This window comes from Blastomonas sp. RAC04 (assembly GCF_001713435.1).
In the GTDB taxonomy this organism is placed as follows: domain Bacteria; phylum Pseudomonadota; class Alphaproteobacteria; order Sphingomonadales; family Sphingomonadaceae; genus Blastomonas; species Blastomonas fulva.
Window position 1 is genome coordinate 97,856 of sequence record NZ_CP016458.1, and the last position, 16,260, is coordinate 114,115.

Consider the following 16,260-nt stretch of genomic DNA (forward strand, 5'->3'; position numbering starts at 1 on the left):
TCAGCTGACGGTAAAGCTGACCTTGCCCGTCATGCGGTGTCCGTCTGCGCCGGCTGCCTGCCAGCGCACGTCATAGTCGCCAGCGCGCAGCGGCTGCTTCAGGGCAAGGGTGAGCGTCTTGTTGCCATTGGACCAACTGGTGGTGAAGTTGCGGATCACCATTTCGCCATGATTCTTCATCCCGGGCATGGCGGTCATGACGATGCTGGTAGCGACGGTAGGTGGCAGCAGGGCTTCGCTGAAGGTCAGTGTGACCTGTTTCGGTTTGGCTACCTTCGTGCCTTGCGCGGGCGTGGAGGCGACCACCTTCGTGTGCGCCATAACCATCGAAGGCATGGCAAGGGTTGCAATGCTGGCGGCTGCGAAAGCCAGGATCGAGCGGATTCGCATTTTGTTTTCCTTCATGTTCAAAACCAGAAACGGATGCCGACGACATAGTTGGTGACGCTGGCGTCTTCGCCTGCTGCCCGCGCGAAATCAGCACTGCCACCCACACGCCAGTTCTGCTCGATACCGATGTAAGGCGCAATCTCGCGGATGATTTCGTAACGCAGCCGCACCCCGATCTCGAAACTGTCGATGCCCGAGCCGATGCCCAACTGCGGTATGTCCTGCGCGGCGAGATTCAGTTCGGCACGTGGCTGCACGATCAGGCGTTGGGTGATGCGCTGGTCCAGCTCGGCCTCCAGCCGCGCGGTAATGTCGCCCCGATGCGACAGGAACACTGCGCCATCGACTTCGAACATATAAGGCACCAGACCCTGAATGCCCACGACCGCATAGGTAGTATCAGCGCCACCAAAATCCTGACGGATGCCCGCCTGCAGATCGAAGAACGGGGCAATCGCGCGCGAATACAGTCCCTGGATTTCCAGATCCTCGATTCGCTGACCAAAGCTGCCTTCACCCTCGCTCTTGAACCAGAAGCGACTGGTCGTGCCGCCGTAATAGCCCTGCAGATCCCACAGATACCCGTCGGCACCATCGCGCATCTGCAGTTCGGCGCGATCCGCCTGAAACCACAGCAGGTTGTAGTCGCCATGGGTCTGCTGGAGATCAAGCCGCGAGGCACGCATCGCGTCCGCACCCCAGATGGCATCGGCAGCGCGTGGCGGGCCGCTGCCGGCTTCGGACGGTGGTGGTGTTTCCATCTCCGGGCCGGGGGACGACGGCGCATTCGCATCGGCGTCATGATCCATCATGCTGTGGTCCATGCCGTCCATCGCTTCCGGCTCAGCGGTTGGCTGCTCCTCGTCTGGCATAATATGGCCGGCGTGCGGATCGGCAGTTTGCGGCGCGGACATGTCATGCCCGGCGTGAGGATCCGGCTCGGCCTGATGCGCGCTATGATCCTGCGCCAATGCAGGTGTGGTCAGCGCGATCAATGCCAGCGTGGTTAGACCGACGCGGATCAAGACGCCGCCTCCGGCCCGACGACGGTGACGGTCTGCATCATGCCGCCGTGCATGTGATACAGCAGATGGCAATGGAAGGCCCAGTCGCCCGGCTCGTTGGCGGTAAGGTCGAACTGCGCGCTGGCGCCCGGCTGCACGATCATCGTGTTCTTGCGCGGCTGCAGCGCCGCCGACTGGCCGTTGACCATCTCGAAGAACATGCCGTGCAAGTGGATCGGATGCGCCATCATCGTGTTGTTGATCAGCTTCACCCGCACCCGCTCGTTCCAGGCAAAGCGGATCGGGACATCGCTGACCGCCGAATACATGCGCCCGTCGAACGACCACATATAGCGTTCCATATTGCCGGTGAGGTGCAGTTCAAGCAACCTGGTGGGCTCACGGGCATCCGTGTTGGCATCACGCGCGACCAGCATCCGGTAGTTGAGCACGCGGTGATCGACATTGCGCAGGCCGAGCCCGGGGTCGCCCATCTTGTCGACCGGCGCCATCGAGACCATGTCGATCCCCGGGCCGATCGCGACATCGGGCGGCAGCAGCGAGGTGTCGCGCATCTTCATTCCGTCCATGCTCATGCTGGTAGAGGCATCGCTGCCAGCTTCGGACGCAGCACCGTGGTTCATCGATCCGTGATCCATGCTCCCTTGGTCCATGGTTCCATGGCCCATGCTCCCGTGATCCATTCCCGCATGGTCCATCCCGCCATGTTTCATGCTCCCGTCGCCATGATTCATGCCCATGTCGCCCATCGTCAGAAGCGGCGGATCGCGTAGCGCGGGAACAGCGGCGCGCAGGCCCGGTGCGCTCGCCAGCGTTGCCAGCGCCATGCCGGACCGGTCCATCGATTCCGCCACAATGCTGTAAGCCGCAGCAGACCCCGGCTCGATGATCACGTCATAGGTTTCTGCAGCGCCGATCTGCAGCTCGTCCACCTCAACCGGGCGCACCGGCTGGCCATCGGTGGCAATCACGCTCATTGCGAGCCCGGGAATGCGCACATTGAAGAAGCTCTGCGCAGCGCCGTTGATGATCCTCAGACGGATCCTCTCACCGGGCTTGAACAGATATTCCATCCCCTCGTTTGGCCCGCGTCCGTTGGCGAGGAACGTATAAGTCTTGCCGCCGATATCGGCGATGTCGGTCGGCATCATCCGCATTTGCGCCCACATCCGGCGTTCTTCGGCGGACATCGGATAGTCGTCGGTCCAGGTGTTCTGCTGGCGGTTGAAAAAACCCTCGCCGGTGCGCAGCCGGTTCATGATGAAATGCGGGTCGAGCGTGGTGAAATCGCTGACCAGCAGGATATAGTCGCGGTCGACCGGAATCGGTTCGCCGCCGCGCGGTTCGATGATCATTGGCCCGTAATGGCCCGATTGCTCCTGCAACCCCGAATGGCTGTGATACCAATAGGTGCCCGCCTGACGGATCGGGAACTCGTAGACAAAGGTCTCGCCGGGCTTGATTCCGGGAAAGCTGATCCCGGGAACGCCGTCATACTGGAAAGGCAGCAGCAGCCCATGCCAGTGCACCGAACTGTCGACGGAAAGGGTGTTGGTGACGTTGAGACGGACGTCCTGCCCCTCGGTCAGCCGGATCAGCGGACCGGGCACGCTGCCGTTGACCGCAATGCCCGGGCCGCGCTTGCCCTGCACAATGCGATGGCCGCTGCCGATCGACAAGTTGATCACCGGCCCGCGCACTTCGTCAAAGCCGGCGGGAATCAGCGGGCCGCCACGGCTGTGCCCGCCGCCGTGCATATTGTGTCCCTGCGCCCAGGCCGGCACCGCCAGCATGGATGCGCCAAGGCCAAGGCCACTCAAAACCGATCGTCTGGAAAACTTGTCGTGCATAGCCGTTGCATATCCTTCTATCAGCAGATAGTATACCCCCCTACGGTATTGCAAGCCCAAAGGACCGCGTAATCATGGCCAAGGACAAAACCGCCATCCTCAATCGGCTGCGCCGGATAGAGGGGCAGGTACGCGGTGTTTCGCAAATGGTAAGCGACGACCGATATTGCATCGATATCCTGCATCAGGTTCAGGCGATAAAGGCAGCGTTGGCCAAGGCTGAAAGTGCAATCCTCAAGGATCATGCCGCCTGCTGCGTATCAGAGGCGATCGCCTCGGGTGATGTCGCCGAACAGCGGACCAAGTTCAACGAACTCATCGACCTGTTCGAAAAGGTGAAACGATGAGTAAGGTAGGCTGGCCGCCACTGCCTGAACGGTTAATGGACTTGAGAATGGCGTTCCAGCACAATGCCGCAAAGCAATTGATCAACCCTCGGGAGTGTCGGATGAAAGCAAAAATCGCCAAAGCAGGGTCAAACAGGGCCTCTGCGGTCCTAGCGCTTGCCTTGCTCGCTGCGTGCTCGAATGTCGCTCAGGCTACGACCTACACAATGTTTCGCGACCCCAATTGTGGTTGCTGCATGAGTTGGGCTGGTCACATCGAAGGCAATTTGAAGACGACTGTGACCACGGTCGACAGCGTGGATATGACCAAGGTCAAAGCGCAAAACGGTGTCCCGCCTGAGCTGCAGGCATGTCATACCATGATCGTTGATGGGTATGTGATTGAAGGCCACGTCCCTTCTGACGCAATTGCAAGATTGTTACGCGACAAACCAAAGGGTGTCACTGGCCTGGCCGTTGCCGGTATGCCGATGGGGTCGCCCGGAATGGAAGCTGGAGGGCGCGTTCAGCCGTATTCCGTTGTCGCCTTCGGCCCAGCAGGGCAAAAGGTGTTCGCGCGCTATCCCTGAGCCAAAATTTTCTAAACCGGAATAATCCGGTTGCAAATATTACGCGCGGTCTTGCGTGACTGAGCATAGGTGGTTCGACGCGGATAGACGGCGCCTCCGGCAAAGCCAGAGCATTGGTACGGCACTCGGCCGCGCCGGGCACTTACTGCTGCGACGTTGTTCCGCTGCTCTCCCTCTGCTACGCCCAGAGAATGCTTCGGTTGTCGTACATGATTCTGCTCCTTTGCCTGATGCTCTCCCATGGCAGCATGGGTGTAGCCGTGCCGCATGCGCATAACGACCAGTCTGCCCATGCACCCCATGATTCCGGTCACCATCATGACACCGCCGATGATGGCGACAGTGCCGATGACGAGCGCACCTCTGCCCCCGAAGCTACTGGGCATCATATCCACCTCATCGGCGACGTTTCCTCTGCCAGTACCGCGGCAGTCACACGCCTCATGAGGCACACGCTGATCATGCAGATCACCTCCGATGCGCCGCCCGGCTCGCTGCGAACGCCGCCTTTGCTGGAACCACCCTCAGCCTGATCCTGCGCGCAACCGCGCCGTCCCTGTGGGCGGCGCATTGACGTTTCGATCAGGAGTGATCCCCGATGCCCTATTTCCTGCGCGCTGCGATGTGCGCGACGGTGCTTGTTTCGAGCGCACCTGCGCACGCGCAGACGCTGACCCTTGATGACGCCATTGCGCGCGCGATTTCGGCTTCGCCTATGGGTGAGGCAGCCGCCGCCCGCGCCGATGCGCTGATCGCCAGCCGTGCTGCCGCTGATACCCGGCCCGCAGCCTCCATTGATGTCCTGGCTGAGAACTTCGGCATCGGGGACAGCGATCTGTATCGTCAGTTCCAGATCGGAGCGATGTATAGCCAGCGGATCGAGCGGGGCGACAAGCGGGCTGCGCGGGTGGCTTTGGCCGATGCCGAACTTGAGGTCGCAGCCGCCGAGGCGTTCGTCCGGCGGCTCGACATCGCTTCGACCGTACAGCGTTTGTATGTCGAGGTGCAGGCCACCGAGGCGACGATCGACATCGCCAAAGCGCGTGTCGAGATTGCAGAGCAACTCTCGCGCGAGGTGGGGCGCCGGGTCAGCGAGGCACGCGACCCGCTGTTTGCTGGAACGCGCGCGAGGACTCAGCTTGCCGAAGCGCGCGTCGATCTGGAACTGGCCGAGCATGCCCGCGATGCTGCGATGAAACGCCTCGTGGCGCTCTGGGACGGCGACATGACGGGGCTGTCGGTGTCGCGGGAGGACTTCCTCCGCTTCGCACCCGTCGATGCGGGTGTCCCCCAGTCTGCGGCCGACCTTGCCGTGTATGAGGCGCGCCAGCGCCGGGCCTCTGCCGACATTACGCTGCAACAGGCAGGCGCGCGAACTGACCCCACCGTTTCGGCAGGACCACGCTATATCGGGACGGGAGATGTCGCATTGGTCGCTGGCGTCTCTCTCCCGCTCGCGAACCGTGCGCTCAACCAGGCGAACATTGCACGCGCGGAGGCAGCAACCAGGCAGGCGCAAGCGGACCTTGCCGTCGAGCGCTATCAACGCAGACAGGCGATCATGCTCGCCGCTGAAAAGGTCGAGGAGACCGCGCACGAGGTCGAGGCGATCCGGGACCAAGTGGTGCCCGGCGCGCTGAAAACGCTGGCCGAGGTGCGCGCAGGTTACAACCGTGGCGGTTTTACCTTCCTCGATGTGTCGATGGCGCAGGTCGCGCTGCACGACGCGCGCGCCCGCATGGTGCGCGTCGCCATCCTTCATCACCAGGCGCGGGTCGAACTCGACCGGCTGACCGGGCGCTTTGCGCCGCTACTTCAGGGAGCCGAATGATGCGCTCAGCGACACTGACATTGATCTGCACGGCCATGCTGTTGCCTCTTGCGGCCTGTGGCGACAGCACCAAAACCGAGAGGACTGAGGGCACCGAGCTTGCGGCGGGAGAGTACGAACGCGGGCCGCACAATGGACGGATGCTGCGTGAGGGAGATTTCGCTCTGGAGATGACCGTGTTCGAGGACGGCGTCCCCCCCGAATACCGGCTCTATGCCTATCGCGATGACAAGCCTTTGCCGCCCGGCTCGGTGAAGGCTCAGGTCACGATCAAGCGGCTTGATGGCGATGTGACGACATTCACCTTCCGCTCAGCGGAAGACTATCTGCGCGGATCATCCGTGCTGGTCGAGCCACACAGCTTCGATGTCAGCGTTCGAGCGACCGAAAGCGGCGAGACACACACATGGACATTCGCATCCTATGAGGGGCGGACGAAGATCAGCAATGCTGCGGGCAAGGCTGCGGGCATCGAAACCGCCATTGCAGGACCTGCCGAGGTAGGCGACACGCTTGAGATCATCGGCAGGGTCGAGCTTGATCCATCCGCAACATCCGATGTCGGGGCCAAATTCCCCGGACGGGTGGTGTCGGTTCACAAGAATGTCGGCGACCGGGTCGCACGCGGTGCTTTGCTGGCAAGGGTGGAGAGCAGCTATTCGCTCCAGACCTATGCGGTTTACGCGCCTTCGGGCGGCGTCATCACGCAGCGCAACACCAATGTCGGCGACGTGACCGGCGATGACCCGATTTTCGTGATCGCTGACCCTGCCAGAACCGTTGCGACCTTCCCGGTCTTCCCGCGTGACATCGAGAAGGTGCGGGCAGGCCAGGCGGTCGAGATCAAGGCGATCGAAGGCGAGCGAAGCCAGGGATCGACGATCCGTGACTTTCTGCCGCTCGCTGAAGTGCAGACCCAGACGGTCACGGCGCGCGCGGCGCTGCCCAACCCCGGTGGGTTATGGCGTCCCGGCATGGCGGTGCGCGGTATCGTCACGGTCGAACGCCGCAGCGTGCCTCTGGCCGTTCGCACTGAGGCGATCCACCAGTTCCGTGACTTCCGCGTGGTGTTTGCCAAGATCGGCGAGACCTATGAGGTGCGGATGCTGGAGCTTGGCCGTGAAGGGCCGGAATGGACTGAGGTGCTGGGCGGCCTGAAGCCGGGCTCGACCTATGCCACGAAGAACAGCTTCGTGATCAAGGCCGACATCGAAAAATCCGGCGCCAGCCACGACCACTAAGGATCAACGCCATGCTTGAACGCATCATTCGGCTGTCGATCCGGCAGCGCTATATCATCATGGGCCTCGCCCTGATCCTCGCCGGGATCGGGCTATGGGCTTTCGGCCGCCTCAAGATCGACGCGGTGCCCGACATCACCAATGTGCAGGTGCAGATCAACACCGCCGCCCCCGGTTTCTCGCCGCTCGAAGCCGAGCAGCGCGTGACCTTCCCGGTCGAGACCGCCATCGCGGGGCTACCGGGCCTATCCTATACACGGTCGGTATCGCGCTATGGCCTCTCGCAGGTCACGGTCGTGTTCGAGGACGGCACCGACATCTACTTTGCCCGTCAGCTGGTCAACGAGCGGCTGCAAACGGTCGCCGGATCACTGCCCGATGGCGTTGAGCCCGCATTGGGACCAATCGCCACCGGGCTGGGCGAGATTTTCATGTATACGGTCGAGGCCCGGCGCGGGGCGGTCAATGAAGACGGCAAGCTCTATACCGCGCAGGATCTGCGGACATTGCATGACTGGGTCGTGAGGCCGCAGCTGCGCACTGTCCCCGGCGTAACCGAGGTCAATTCGGTTGGGGGATACCGGCGGGAATATGTCGTTGCGCCATCACCTGAACGCCTGTCCGGCTTTGGCCTGACGGTTGGTGACCTCGTCGCGGCGCTGGAGAAGAACAACGCCAATGTCGGCGCTGGGTATATCGAACAGTCCGGCTCGCAATATCTGATCCGCGTGCCTGGGCAGGCTCAGAATGAACGCGATCTTTCGGGCATCACGGTCGCCTACCGCCAGGGGCTGGCGATCCGGGTTGCCGATGTCGCCGATGTCGAGATCGGTTCCGAACTGCGCAACGGGGCGGCCACCAAGGACGGGCAGGAGGTGGTGCTGGGCACCATCTTCATGCTGGTCGGCGAGAACGCGCGCGACGTGTCGAATGCCGTGGCCGAAAGGCTGGCTGAAGTGAACCAGTCGCTGCCCGGCGGGGTGGTGGTCAACACCGTGTATGACCGCTCGAAGCTGGTCGACGCGACGGTGGGCACGGTCGAGAAGAACCTTGCCGAAGGCGCGCTGTTGGTCATCGTGGTGCTGTTCCTGCTGCTCGGCAATATCCGTGCGGCGCTGATAACCGCTGCGGTGATCCCGCTGGCATTCCTGATGACGATCACCGGCATGGTCGGCACGCGGACATCGGGTAACCTGATGAGCCTTGGCGCGCTCGATTTCGGCCTCATCGTCGATGGCGCTGTGATCATCGTCGAGAACTGCCTGCGCCGGTTCGGCGAGGCGCAGCATCGGTTGGGGCGCTTGCTCGAACGCGAAGAGCGCTTCGACATTGCGGCCTCGGCCAGTGCAGAAGTCATTCGGCCCAGCCTGTTCGGCATCGCGATCATCACCATCGTCTACGTGCCCATCTTCGCGCTCGAAGGGGTGGAGGGCAAGACGTTCCACCCGATGGCGCTCACCGTGGTGCTGGCCCTGACGGCTGCGGCCATCCTGTCGCTCACCTTCGTTCCTGCCGCCGTTGCGCTGTTCGTGCGCGGGCGGATCGAGGAGAAGGAGAACCGGGTGATGCGCGCGGCGGCCAATGCCTATGCGCCGCTGCTCGATTGGGCGCTGCGGATGCGGGGCGTGGTGATTGCAGGCGCGATCGCGCTGGTCGTCGTCAGCGGTCTGGCGGCAACGCGGCTTGGCTCCGAGTTCATCCCCAATCTCGACGAGGGGGACATCGCGATGCACGCATTGCGCATTCCAGGCACCAGCCTGACCCAGGCGGTGGCGATGCAATCGGCGCTCGAAAAGCGGATCAAGCAGTTTCCTGAGGTGCAGCAGGTGTTCGCCAAGATCGGCACTGCCGATGTCGCCACCGATGCCGTGCCGCCTTCGGTCGCCGACACCTTCATCATCATGAAGCCGCGCGACCAATGGCCCGATCCGCGCAAGCCCAAGATGCAGCTGGTCGCAGAGATGAACGCTGCGGTCGAACAGATACCCGGATCGCGCTACGAGTTCATCCAGCCGATCCAGATGCGCTTCAACGAGCTGATCGCAGGCGTGCGGTCGGATGTCGCAATCCGCATTTACGGCGATGATCTGGAGGAACTCGCGTCCGCCGCCGATGCCGTGCTGGGCGTGGTGGGGACGATCGAAGGGTGTGAGGACGCGCAGGCCGAGCAGGTCACCGGGCTGCCCTTCCTGCAGGTGCTGCCCGACCGCGCCGCACTGGCCCGGCTTGGCCTGAACGTCGCGGACGTGCAGGCGGTGGTCTCGGCGGCCACCGGGGGAACCCCGGCAGGGCAAATCTTCGATGGCGACCGGCGGTTCAACATCGTCGTCCGTCTGCCTGAGACCTTGCGGCAGAACCCTGATGTGCTCGCCCGCCTGCCGATCAAGTTGCCGGGCGGCGCAGGATCGGTGCCCTTGTCCGAGGTCGCGGTGATCGAACGCACCACCGGCCCCAATCAGATTAGCCGTGAGGACGGCAAGCGACGCGCGGTCGTAACCACCAATGTGCGCGGACGCGACCTCGGGTCGTTCATCGCCGAACTGCAACAGCGGGTCGGTGCCGAGGTCGATCTGCCTGCAGGCTACTGGATCGACTATGGCGGCACATTCGAGCAGTTGCAGTCGGCCAGCACGCGGTTGCAGATCGTCGTTCCGATGGTACTGGCGCTGATCTTCGGCCTGCTCGTCGCGCTGTTCCGGTCGGCCAAGGACGCAGCGATCGTTTTCTCGGGCGTTCCGCTGGCGTTGACAGGGGGGATCGCGGCGCTGCTGCTGCGCGGCATTCCATTCTCGATCTCCGCCGGGGTTGGGTTCATCGCCCTGTCGGGCGTTGCGGTGCTCAATGGGGTGGTGATGCTGACCTTCATCAACCAGCTGCGTGCAACAGGGACACCACTGGATGAAGCAATCCGCACCGGCGCACTGACCCGGCTGCGTCCGGTACTGATGACAGCGTTGGTCGCGAGCCTTGGCTTCGTCCCGATGGCGCTCAACGTGGGCCTAGGATCGGAAGTGCAGCGGCCATTGGCCACCGTAGTCATCGGTGGGATCATCTCATCGACGCTGCTGACGCTTCTCGTGCTGCCTGTGCTTTACCGGCTTGTGCACGGAGGGCGGCCATCAGACGATCGCACCCCGCCCATGCTGGCGACCAAGGGAGAGTGATATGCTGTATCTGGCGATAAAGGCCGGGATCTCCGGTATCCTCGTAGCCCTCGCGTCCGAGGTCGCGCGGCGTTATCCAGGGTTCGGCGGGATGATCGCATCGCTGCCTCTGGTTTCCATCCTCGCGATGATCTGGCTCTATCGCGATACCGGCGATCCGGTCGCGATCGCGCAGCATGCCACCGCGACATTCTGGTATGTGCTCCCAAGCCTACCGATGTTCCTGCTGGTCCCGTTGCTGATCAACAAGGGGCTAGGTTTCTGGCCCGCCCTTGCGGCAGGCAGTGTGGTAACCGTCCTGCTTTATGTGGTCATGAACCGGGTTTTGATGCATTTTCAGATCGTGTGAAACGGGAGTTCGATAGATGACCGAAATCGATCGTCGAGGCGCCATTGGGATCGTCGGGCTGGGCCTCGCCGCAGCGGCTGCGGGAGCACCCGCGTCTGCGCAAACGCCGCCATTATCGCCAGCCTTTGCGGGCAATCACAAGCCTGTGCCGCTGGCCTTCGATCCCGCCAAGCTCACCGGCCTGTCCGAAAAGCTGATCCGCTCGCACTACGACAACAACTACATCGGGTCGGTGCGCACACTGAACATGATCGAGACCCGGCTCGCAACATCGCTGGCGGACAAGGATTTCCCACCTGTGGTCTATGGCGGGCTGAAGCGTGAGGAGCTGCACCGCACCGGTTCGGTTATCCTGCACGAGCTGTATTTTGGTGCGCTCGGCGGCGATGGCGCGGCGGCCGGCGAGGTCCAGAAAGCGATCGCGGCCAGCTTCGGCTCATTCGCGAACTGGGATGCGGAGTTCAGACGTACCGCCATGTCGCTGGCCGGTGGGTCAGGCTGGTGCGTGCTGGCCTGGAATTTCCACACCAGCAGCCTGCACAATTATTGGGCATGGGATCACATGCACCAGCCCGTCGCCAGCGTGCCGCTGATCGCGCTCGACATGTATGAGCACGCATATCATATGGACTACGGCTCGGCGGCGGCCAAATATGTCGATGCGTTCATGGCCAACCTCAACTGGGAGGAGATCGACCGGCGGTTTCGGCGTGTCGCTGATGCAAGGGCGAGCTGATCGATGAATGCCGAGTGGTTGAAAGCACTGCGCAACGGTCATGAGCACTTTGGCATTCATCGCTATTCCTGAACAAATGGAATGGGCTACTCAGTGCAGAGTTGGCCCGGCCTCGCCTCATCCAGAGTCGGTCAGGAAACGCACGGATCGGCGCGCCGTAGGAACTGACCTTGCCAAGTACCGTTCAGTCACCGCGCAAAAGAAAGGGTGCCCGGTCGGTCGACCGGACACCCTCCATAGACCAACTGTTAGCCGTTACGGGCAACAGTCCATAGCTTCCTCGCAGCATGTGAGCACAAGGTCACAACAGGCCATGGCAAGATTTGCCACCTGTTCCGGTTCGGCAGCATAAGCAGCCGAACTGAAGCCGAGCAGCCCTGCTGCGATAATGAGGTACTTCTTCATCTGATATCTCCGTGGAATGATTGAAAGTCGTCATCAATCGTCCAATCGGGGTGGAGGTGGATCAGGCCCTCGTATTCCGATGACCAAGAAAGATGCCGTGGGCGCGATATGCTCTTGGTCCGGCGAACGGGATTCGCCCAAAGCTGCTAGCCGCGAAACCAGAAGTGATTGGCACATCATCCCGCAAAACAAGCGGCAGGAGTCGGCAAAGTTCTCGGGGCAGCCGCCACACTCGTCGGTCGCTGGCGCCGCCTCCATCTCCATCTGCATTGGAGCACAACTGACCGTAGCATAGCTCGCCTGCGACGGCAGCAGCGCGATCAACGCAAAGGCGAGAAGGCGAAAAAGGCGGTGCGGCATGCTCATCTGATTAGCTGCCTATTCGGGCATTCCCAAGTGATAGTTACTGGCAACGCGTCGAGATGCGCTGGATCTAAATGCTCTTTCTTGAGGTTCCCATCAGACTCGCACCTTCATGAAGACGGGGCGCTGACTCGGCAGACGGCAGATTCTGGTTACATTGTAGGACCGGGATCGGGGCGATTCATCAAGGGGTGCATTTTCTGCAGCTGTGGCTCCACAACCAAATGCTCGTTCGCCTGTTTCGTTTATCGCGCCGGAAGTGGCAAATCTGACATTCAGGGCTATCCATCGATCTGTCGGCAGATCCCGAGCTTACTGCTGGTTGCTACTTGAACGCTGCCTGTAGTAAGGCGCTTCAGCCAAGCAATGGAATTCCATCTTTAAACAGCGCAAGGATGTATTTGCTGCGGGCACTCACAGGTTCTGCAAAGAATCCACCAGAATTTGAAATACAACCTTATTCTCACATTAATGGCAACGTCGTATTACATAATCCACGTGTAACGGAAAGCGATGTTTCCAATGCCAAGCCCCCACATCCCCTCGATTGCGGTACGCCGCGCGCTCGCCAAACTGGGGTCTGACCTGCGTGATGCCAGGCTGCGCCGCAGCTTTCCCGCTGATGTGGTTGCAAGCCGTGCGTTTACCACGCGTCCGACGCTTCGGCGCATTGAAGCTGGCGATCCCGGTGTCGGCATGGGCATTTACGCTGCCGTCCTGCAGGCTATGGGCATGCTCGACGGTCTCGGCGCACTCGCCGACCCGGCCAGCGACAAGACTGGCCAGCGGCTGTCGGCAGAGGCCCTGTCCGAGCGTGCGCGGATCAAGCGTCGCAAGGCGCGCGCCCCGGACAATGGCTGATGTTGAAGTCCATATCGCACTTGTCCAATCCATCCGTCGCGTCGGTACGCTTTACGCACCCGGGCACGGCGGCGACCGCGCACCCGTCGTGTTTGAATACCACCCCGACTGGCTCGGCGTTGAAGAGGCGTTCTCACTCGAACCGGCACGTCAGCTTGGCCGCGGTGCCTATGCCCCGTCCGCCGGCCTTTATGGCTCGATCGGCGGTTCTGCGCCAGACACCTGAGGACGGCGGCTCATGCAGCGTGCTGAGCGCGAGCGGGCCGAGCATGACGGACGAAATCCGCAGATTTCGAGTGAACTCGGCGCGTTGTTAATCGCCAAGTTCGCCAAGAAAACCGATGGTTGTTGCATCGATCTGTGGGAAGCGATTGTCTACCTTGCCCGGCAAGCGGGCATCACGGTGGCAGACCACGAATTTCTGGAGGTCGCCGGAAAGCCTGTTCTCATCTCTCGGCGGTTCGATCGCGACGGGAACCGGCGCATTCCGTTTCTGTCGGCGTTGTCGATGTTGGGCATCAGGGATGGCTAACGCGCCAGCTATCCCGAACTCGTCGATGTGCTGACCCTGTATGGTGCCAATGCAGCAGCAAACGCTGCCGAGCTCTATCGGCGAATGATCTTCAATATCCTGGTTTCCAATGTCGACGATCATGGCCGCAATCATGGATTTCTATGGCACGACCGCGCTGGCTGGGTCCTGTCGCCAGCCTATGATCTCAATCCTGTGCCGACCGACCTGAAGGCGCGGGTTTTGTCGACCAACATCTCGCTCGATGAGGCAACTTGCGATCTGGGGCTTGCCCTCTCGGTCGCGGAATATTTCGAGCTGAAAGCCGCTCAGGCGAAAGAAATTGTCGGCCAGGTCGCACTGGTAGTGCGCAACTGGGCCAAGAGTCGCGGAGCAGAATGGCGCGCGGCCACCGGAGATCAAGCGCATGGCCAGTGCATTCGAGCATGATGATCTGGCCAAAGCGCTGGCGCTCGGAATTCAAAGCCAATGTTTAAACTGCGGATTGAAGCCTGAATTGCTGTCCCGAGTTTTAAAGATGGGGATCCCTCTCCGGAGAGAAGCTTCTTGAGAAAACAGACCCCGCCAGCCGGCGGGGTCTGCAGGAAGTTCAGCTCGGCGGATTCCAGATGATGACCTTCTTCATCGGATCGTCGCCGGGAGCGTTGGCGATGTTGCCGTAGATGGTGCCGAACTCGGGGGCCGAGAGCGACACCGACACATATTCTGCGCCAGTGTTCTGCGAAAAGCGCTTCCAGCCAGCGCCAAGCTCGAACCCGTTTTTGCGCGAGACGATGCGATAATCCGGTTCGCTGTCCTTGGCCTTGCGGCCGTTGGGAATGATGGCGATCGGCGCGGTGACGTTGAGGGTGGCAAGCGTGCCTTCGAAGCTGTCGTCTGCCTTGACGGTGAGGTTTGCAATTGTTGCCATGATATGTCTCCTTCAGTTGCTCGGGGACCATCCCCGATGACGCCAAAAGGAGGGTGCGGCTGCCGCCGTCACCGAGCGGCACGCGAGGGCGAACCCCGAATGGGGTTGACGGCCAAGGCCAGCAGTGCCCTCAAAAAGGCGGAAGACACGGTGTGGTCCAGGGCAAGAGGGTGACGAATGGCGCCAACTGCTACCCACAAGGTCCAGTTGACCGCACGTTCCTCAATACCATCCTTGCTCGGCGCATCGCCGCGCCGCAACCGGTCTAGCCGCACAGCGATGGCCTGCCACATGGCGACTCCATCCGTATCGCCTCCGTCCGCAAGTGTTCCGATCCGTTCGGCGACATGGAGAGGTGCGCCTGCGCCATAGCGCTTGTCGACAGCGAACGCGCAGGCCCACAGGTGCTGCTCGTCAGTCACAATGGCGCCACCATCGCCAGCTGGAACCAGCTCCGGTCGAACCGTAGGGAGAAGGATCCTTCAGGCTCTGCCGATCGCGTCATTCGCAGCCGACCCCGTCCCCATCGCGGTCCAGATGGCGCCCATAGCCGGGCGAACCAATACGCACCGGCGCTGCTCCGGCAGCCCGGGCTGCGGCACAATTAGCGAAATATACATCGCCAGAAAGGCGCTGTGGTCGCGCAGCTGGCGCGGCGCTTTGGGCTGCACCGCCATGGCAATGCCTGCCGCCGTTCTTGCGATCATTATGGCAACCGTCCGCAGCAAGGCCACCGGGATGGGCGATGCTGATCGCTGGCACCACGGCCATCTGGACAACGACGAACCGAAGGAGGAGATGCTTCAGCCTTTTTCCCATGGGCACAGAATGCCACGCGCGCTGGTGCTGCGCCAGTTCAATCGCAGCGGTGCCCAGCCCAATACCTGTCCCAGCGCGCGGCATAGCCATCGCGAACCATGGCACAGGAAAGGTCGCCTGAACGCGGCGACACGCAAAAAGCAGCCGTACGATTGCCCCCCGCCCCACCCTTCGAGGTGCACCGCATGGCAGGCCCCCGCACCAGGACATGGCCGGTTGCATTAGTCCCGGCTGGTTCGCCGACAAGCGACACGAGGTGATCACGCGATGCAAGCGGCTCGGCCTCCGGGCAGGGATGGCCGGGACTGCAGCTGCCATCCATTTCTCGGGCGGCTATGCCAGACAGCCGAATGCGAGGTCCTTCCGCGCACCAGATCGGGCCATCGCCATCCCAGACAGCGGTCGGCGTGCAGACAAAACTCTGGCCGGAAGGAATGGCGGAGAGAAGAAGAAGGGTGAGCGACATTCCTCTGCGGTAATGCAACTGCCCAGGAAAGTGCAAGCCGAAGCCCTTTGGTTCGCAACCGCGCCTCCCGCCTGATGAGCCCCCTGCTCGGAGCGTACCTGCTAAACGTGATGACCGCCTCAGCGCACACTAAGGCAAACCGCCTTGCATAAATGTTCTATTTTTGTTCTTATTATGCCATGACCCGATTCGACATTGAAGACATGGCCAGTGCGATTCTCGCTGCCCCCGGCTGGGCGCGCGTTGGCATAACCGCGCCTGCCCGCCATATCCGCGACGATGCCGCACAGGAGCTGGCGCGGTCGGTCGCTGAGGCGCTGATGGATGGGCAGCAGGGGCCTGAAAAGGACGAACAGCCCGAACTCGGTCTGTGAGATGGGTGGCTGGACACGTGACGGCATG

Annotated in this window: 17 protein-coding genes and 1 pseudogene; 11 read left to right on the forward strand and 7 right to left on the reverse strand. The window is 61.9% G+C overall.

Going from position 1 to position 16,260, the window contains the following annotated elements; all coding sequences use genetic code 11:
* From copC to BSY18_RS00480, 3 genes are read right to left on the reverse strand one after another with little or no spacing between them, the layout of a single operon-like run.
* A complete protein-coding gene (gene copC / locus BSY18_RS00470) occupies positions 1-390 on the reverse strand; it encodes a copper homeostasis periplasmic binding protein CopC (RefSeq protein WP_069049316.1) in 390 nt (129 codons plus the stop codon).
* Positions 391-407: 17 nt separating this feature from the next.
* Entirely contained in the window at positions 408-1,415 is a 1,008-nt protein-coding gene (locus BSY18_RS00475) for a copper resistance protein B (protein WP_069049261.1), read from the reverse strand.
* Positions 1,412-3,265 (reverse strand): copper resistance system multicopper oxidase, encoded by a 1,854-nt coding sequence (locus BSY18_RS00480; RefSeq protein ID WP_083231227.1) that lies wholly within the window; start codon positions 3,263-3,265, stop codon positions 1,412-1,414. The genes BSY18_RS00475 and BSY18_RS00480 overlap by 4 nt, the downstream gene beginning before the upstream one ends.
* Positions 3,266-3,339: 74 nt before the next feature.
* On the opposite strand from BSY18_RS00480, the gene BSY18_RS00485 reads away from it, so the two are divergent.
* The 8 genes from BSY18_RS00485 (at position 3,340) to BSY18_RS00520 (ending at position 11,502) form a co-directional block, all read left to right on the forward strand.
* Entirely contained in the window at positions 3,340-3,612 is a 273-nt protein-coding gene (locus BSY18_RS00485; RefSeq protein WP_069049263.1) for a metal-sensitive transcriptional regulator, read from the forward strand.
* A gap of 47 nt (positions 3,613-3,659) precedes the next feature.
* Positions 3,660-4,181, forward strand: coding sequence for a DUF411 domain-containing protein (locus tag BSY18_RS00490; protein ID WP_335617658.1), 522 nt, complete (start codon positions 3,660-3,662; stop codon positions 4,179-4,181).
* A gap of 209 nt (positions 4,182-4,390) precedes the next feature.
* Positions 4,391-4,714, forward strand: coding sequence for a hypothetical protein (locus BSY18_RS00495; protein ID WP_150126167.1), 324 nt, complete (start codon positions 4,391-4,393; stop codon positions 4,712-4,714).
* A gap of 65 nt (positions 4,715-4,779) precedes the next feature.
* On the forward strand, positions 4,780-6,012 hold the full coding sequence (locus tag BSY18_RS00500; RefSeq protein ID WP_069049265.1) for a TolC family protein: 1,233 nt from the start codon (positions 4,780-4,782) through the stop codon (positions 6,010-6,012).
* Positions 6,013-6,047: 35 nt separating this feature from the next.
* Positions 6,048-7,253 carry an efflux RND transporter periplasmic adaptor subunit gene (locus BSY18_RS00505; RefSeq protein WP_236823328.1) on the forward strand — a complete coding sequence of 402 codons (1,206 nt, stop codon included), beginning with the start codon at positions 6,048-6,050 and terminating at the stop codon, positions 7,251-7,253.
* Positions 7,254-7,264: 11 nt separating this feature from the next.
* On the forward strand, positions 7,265-10,417 hold the full coding sequence (locus BSY18_RS00510; RefSeq protein WP_069049267.1) for an efflux RND transporter permease subunit: 3,153 nt from the start codon (positions 7,265-7,267) through the stop codon (positions 10,415-10,417).
* 1 nt (position 10,418) lies between these two features.
* Positions 10,419-10,766: a DUF3147 family protein gene (locus tag BSY18_RS00515; RefSeq protein WP_069049268.1), complete on the forward strand. Its 348-nt coding sequence runs from the start codon at positions 10,419-10,421 to the stop codon at positions 10,764-10,766.
* Between the two features lie 16 nt (positions 10,767-10,782).
* Entirely contained in the window at positions 10,783-11,502 is a 720-nt protein-coding gene (locus tag BSY18_RS00520) for a superoxide dismutase (protein ID WP_069049269.1), read from the forward strand.
* Positions 11,503-11,757: 255 nt separating this feature from the next.
* Here the strand turns inward: BSY18_RS00520 and BSY18_RS21190 are convergent, their stop codons facing one another.
* Complete coding sequence (locus BSY18_RS21190; protein WP_171900143.1) at positions 11,758-11,907, reverse strand: hypothetical protein; 150 nt, start codon at positions 11,905-11,907, stop codon at positions 11,758-11,760.
* Positions 11,908-12,792: 885 nt separating this feature from the next.
* Here BSY18_RS21190 and BSY18_RS00525 point away from each other — a divergent pair.
* Both BSY18_RS00525 and BSY18_RS20505 read left to right on the forward strand, forming a co-directional pair.
* On the forward strand, positions 12,793-13,131 hold the full coding sequence (locus BSY18_RS00525; RefSeq protein ID WP_069049270.1) for a helix-turn-helix domain-containing protein: 339 nt from the start codon (positions 12,793-12,795) through the stop codon (positions 13,129-13,131).
* A pseudogene (locus BSY18_RS20505) lies at positions 13,124-14,117 on the forward strand (type II toxin-antitoxin system HipA family toxin); the annotation flags it as partial. The gene BSY18_RS00525 and the pseudogene BSY18_RS20505, both read left to right, overlap by 8 nt.
* 135 nt (positions 14,118-14,252) lie before the next feature.
* On the opposite strand, the gene BSY18_RS00545 reads toward BSY18_RS20505, so the two are convergent.
* The 3 genes from BSY18_RS00545 to BSY18_RS21620 form a co-directional block, all read right to left on the reverse strand.
* Positions 14,253-14,573 carry a DUF736 domain-containing protein gene (locus tag BSY18_RS00545; protein WP_069049274.1) on the reverse strand — a complete coding sequence of 107 codons (321 nt, stop codon included), beginning with the start codon at positions 14,571-14,573 and terminating at the stop codon, positions 14,253-14,255.
* A 68-nt stretch (positions 14,574-14,641) separates the two neighbouring features.
* On the reverse strand, positions 14,642-14,995 hold the full coding sequence (locus tag BSY18_RS20850; RefSeq protein ID WP_069049275.1) for a DUF6961 family protein: 354 nt from the start codon (positions 14,993-14,995) through the stop codon (positions 14,642-14,644).
* A gap of 79 nt (positions 14,996-15,074) precedes the next feature.
* On the reverse strand, positions 15,075-15,710 hold the full coding sequence (locus BSY18_RS21620) for an excalibur calcium-binding domain-containing protein (RefSeq protein WP_335617659.1): 636 nt from the start codon (positions 15,708-15,710) through the stop codon (positions 15,075-15,077).
* A 327-nt stretch (positions 15,711-16,037) separates the two neighbouring features.
* Between BSY18_RS21620 and BSY18_RS00560 the strand changes: the two genes are divergently transcribed.
* Positions 16,038-16,232 (forward strand): DUF6771 family protein, encoded by a 195-nt coding sequence (locus BSY18_RS00560; protein WP_069049318.1) that lies wholly within the window; start codon positions 16,038-16,040, stop codon positions 16,230-16,232.
* The last annotated feature ends 28 nt before the right edge of the window (positions 16,233-16,260 follow it).

Excerpts from the sequence above, each read along its gene's own strand:
- copC (WP_069049316.1), bottom strand. The coding sequence starts at position 390 with ATGCGAATCCGCTCGATCCTGGCTTTCGCAGCCGCCAGCATTGCAACC.
- BSY18_RS00480 (WP_083231227.1), bottom strand. The coding sequence starts at position 3,265 with ATGCACGACAAGTTTTCCAGACGATCGGTTTTGAGTGGCCTTGGCCTT.
- BSY18_RS00485 (WP_069049263.1), top strand. The coding sequence starts at position 3,340 with ATGGCCAAGGACAAAACCGCCATCCTCAATCGGCTGCGCCGGATAGAG.
- BSY18_RS00490 (WP_335617658.1), top strand. The coding sequence starts at position 3,660 with ATGGCGTTCCAGCACAATGCCGCAAAGCAATTGATCAACCCTCGGGAG.
- BSY18_RS00495 (WP_150126167.1), top strand. The coding sequence starts at position 4,391 with ATGATTCTGCTCCTTTGCCTGATGCTCTCCCATGGCAGCATGGGTGTA.
- BSY18_RS00500 (WP_069049265.1), top strand. The coding sequence starts at position 4,780 with ATGCCCTATTTCCTGCGCGCTGCGATGTGCGCGACGGTGCTTGTTTCG.
- BSY18_RS00505 (WP_236823328.1), top strand. The coding sequence starts at position 6,048 with ATGCTGTTGCCTCTTGCGGCCTGTGGCGACAGCACCAAAACCGAGAGG.
- BSY18_RS00510 (WP_069049267.1), top strand. The coding sequence starts at position 7,265 with ATGCTTGAACGCATCATTCGGCTGTCGATCCGGCAGCGCTATATCATC.
- BSY18_RS00515 (WP_069049268.1), top strand. The coding sequence starts at position 10,419 with ATGCTGTATCTGGCGATAAAGGCCGGGATCTCCGGTATCCTCGTAGCC.
- BSY18_RS00520 (WP_069049269.1), top strand. The coding sequence starts at position 10,783 with ATGACCGAAATCGATCGTCGAGGCGCCATTGGGATCGTCGGGCTGGGC.
- BSY18_RS21190 (WP_171900143.1), bottom strand. The coding sequence starts at position 11,907 with ATGAAGAAGTACCTCATTATCGCAGCAGGGCTGCTCGGCTTCAGTTCG.
- BSY18_RS00525 (WP_069049270.1), top strand. The coding sequence starts at position 12,793 with ATGCCAAGCCCCCACATCCCCTCGATTGCGGTACGCCGCGCGCTCGCC.
- BSY18_RS00545 (WP_069049274.1), bottom strand. The coding sequence starts at position 14,573 with ATGGCAACAATTGCAAACCTCACCGTCAAGGCAGACGACAGCTTCGAA.
- BSY18_RS21620 (WP_335617659.1), bottom strand. The coding sequence starts at position 15,710 with ATGGCAGCTGCAGTCCCGGCCATCCCTGCCCGGAGGCCGAGCCGCTTG.
- BSY18_RS00560 (WP_069049318.1), top strand. The coding sequence starts at position 16,038 with ATGACCCGATTCGACATTGAAGACATGGCCAGTGCGATTCTCGCTGCC.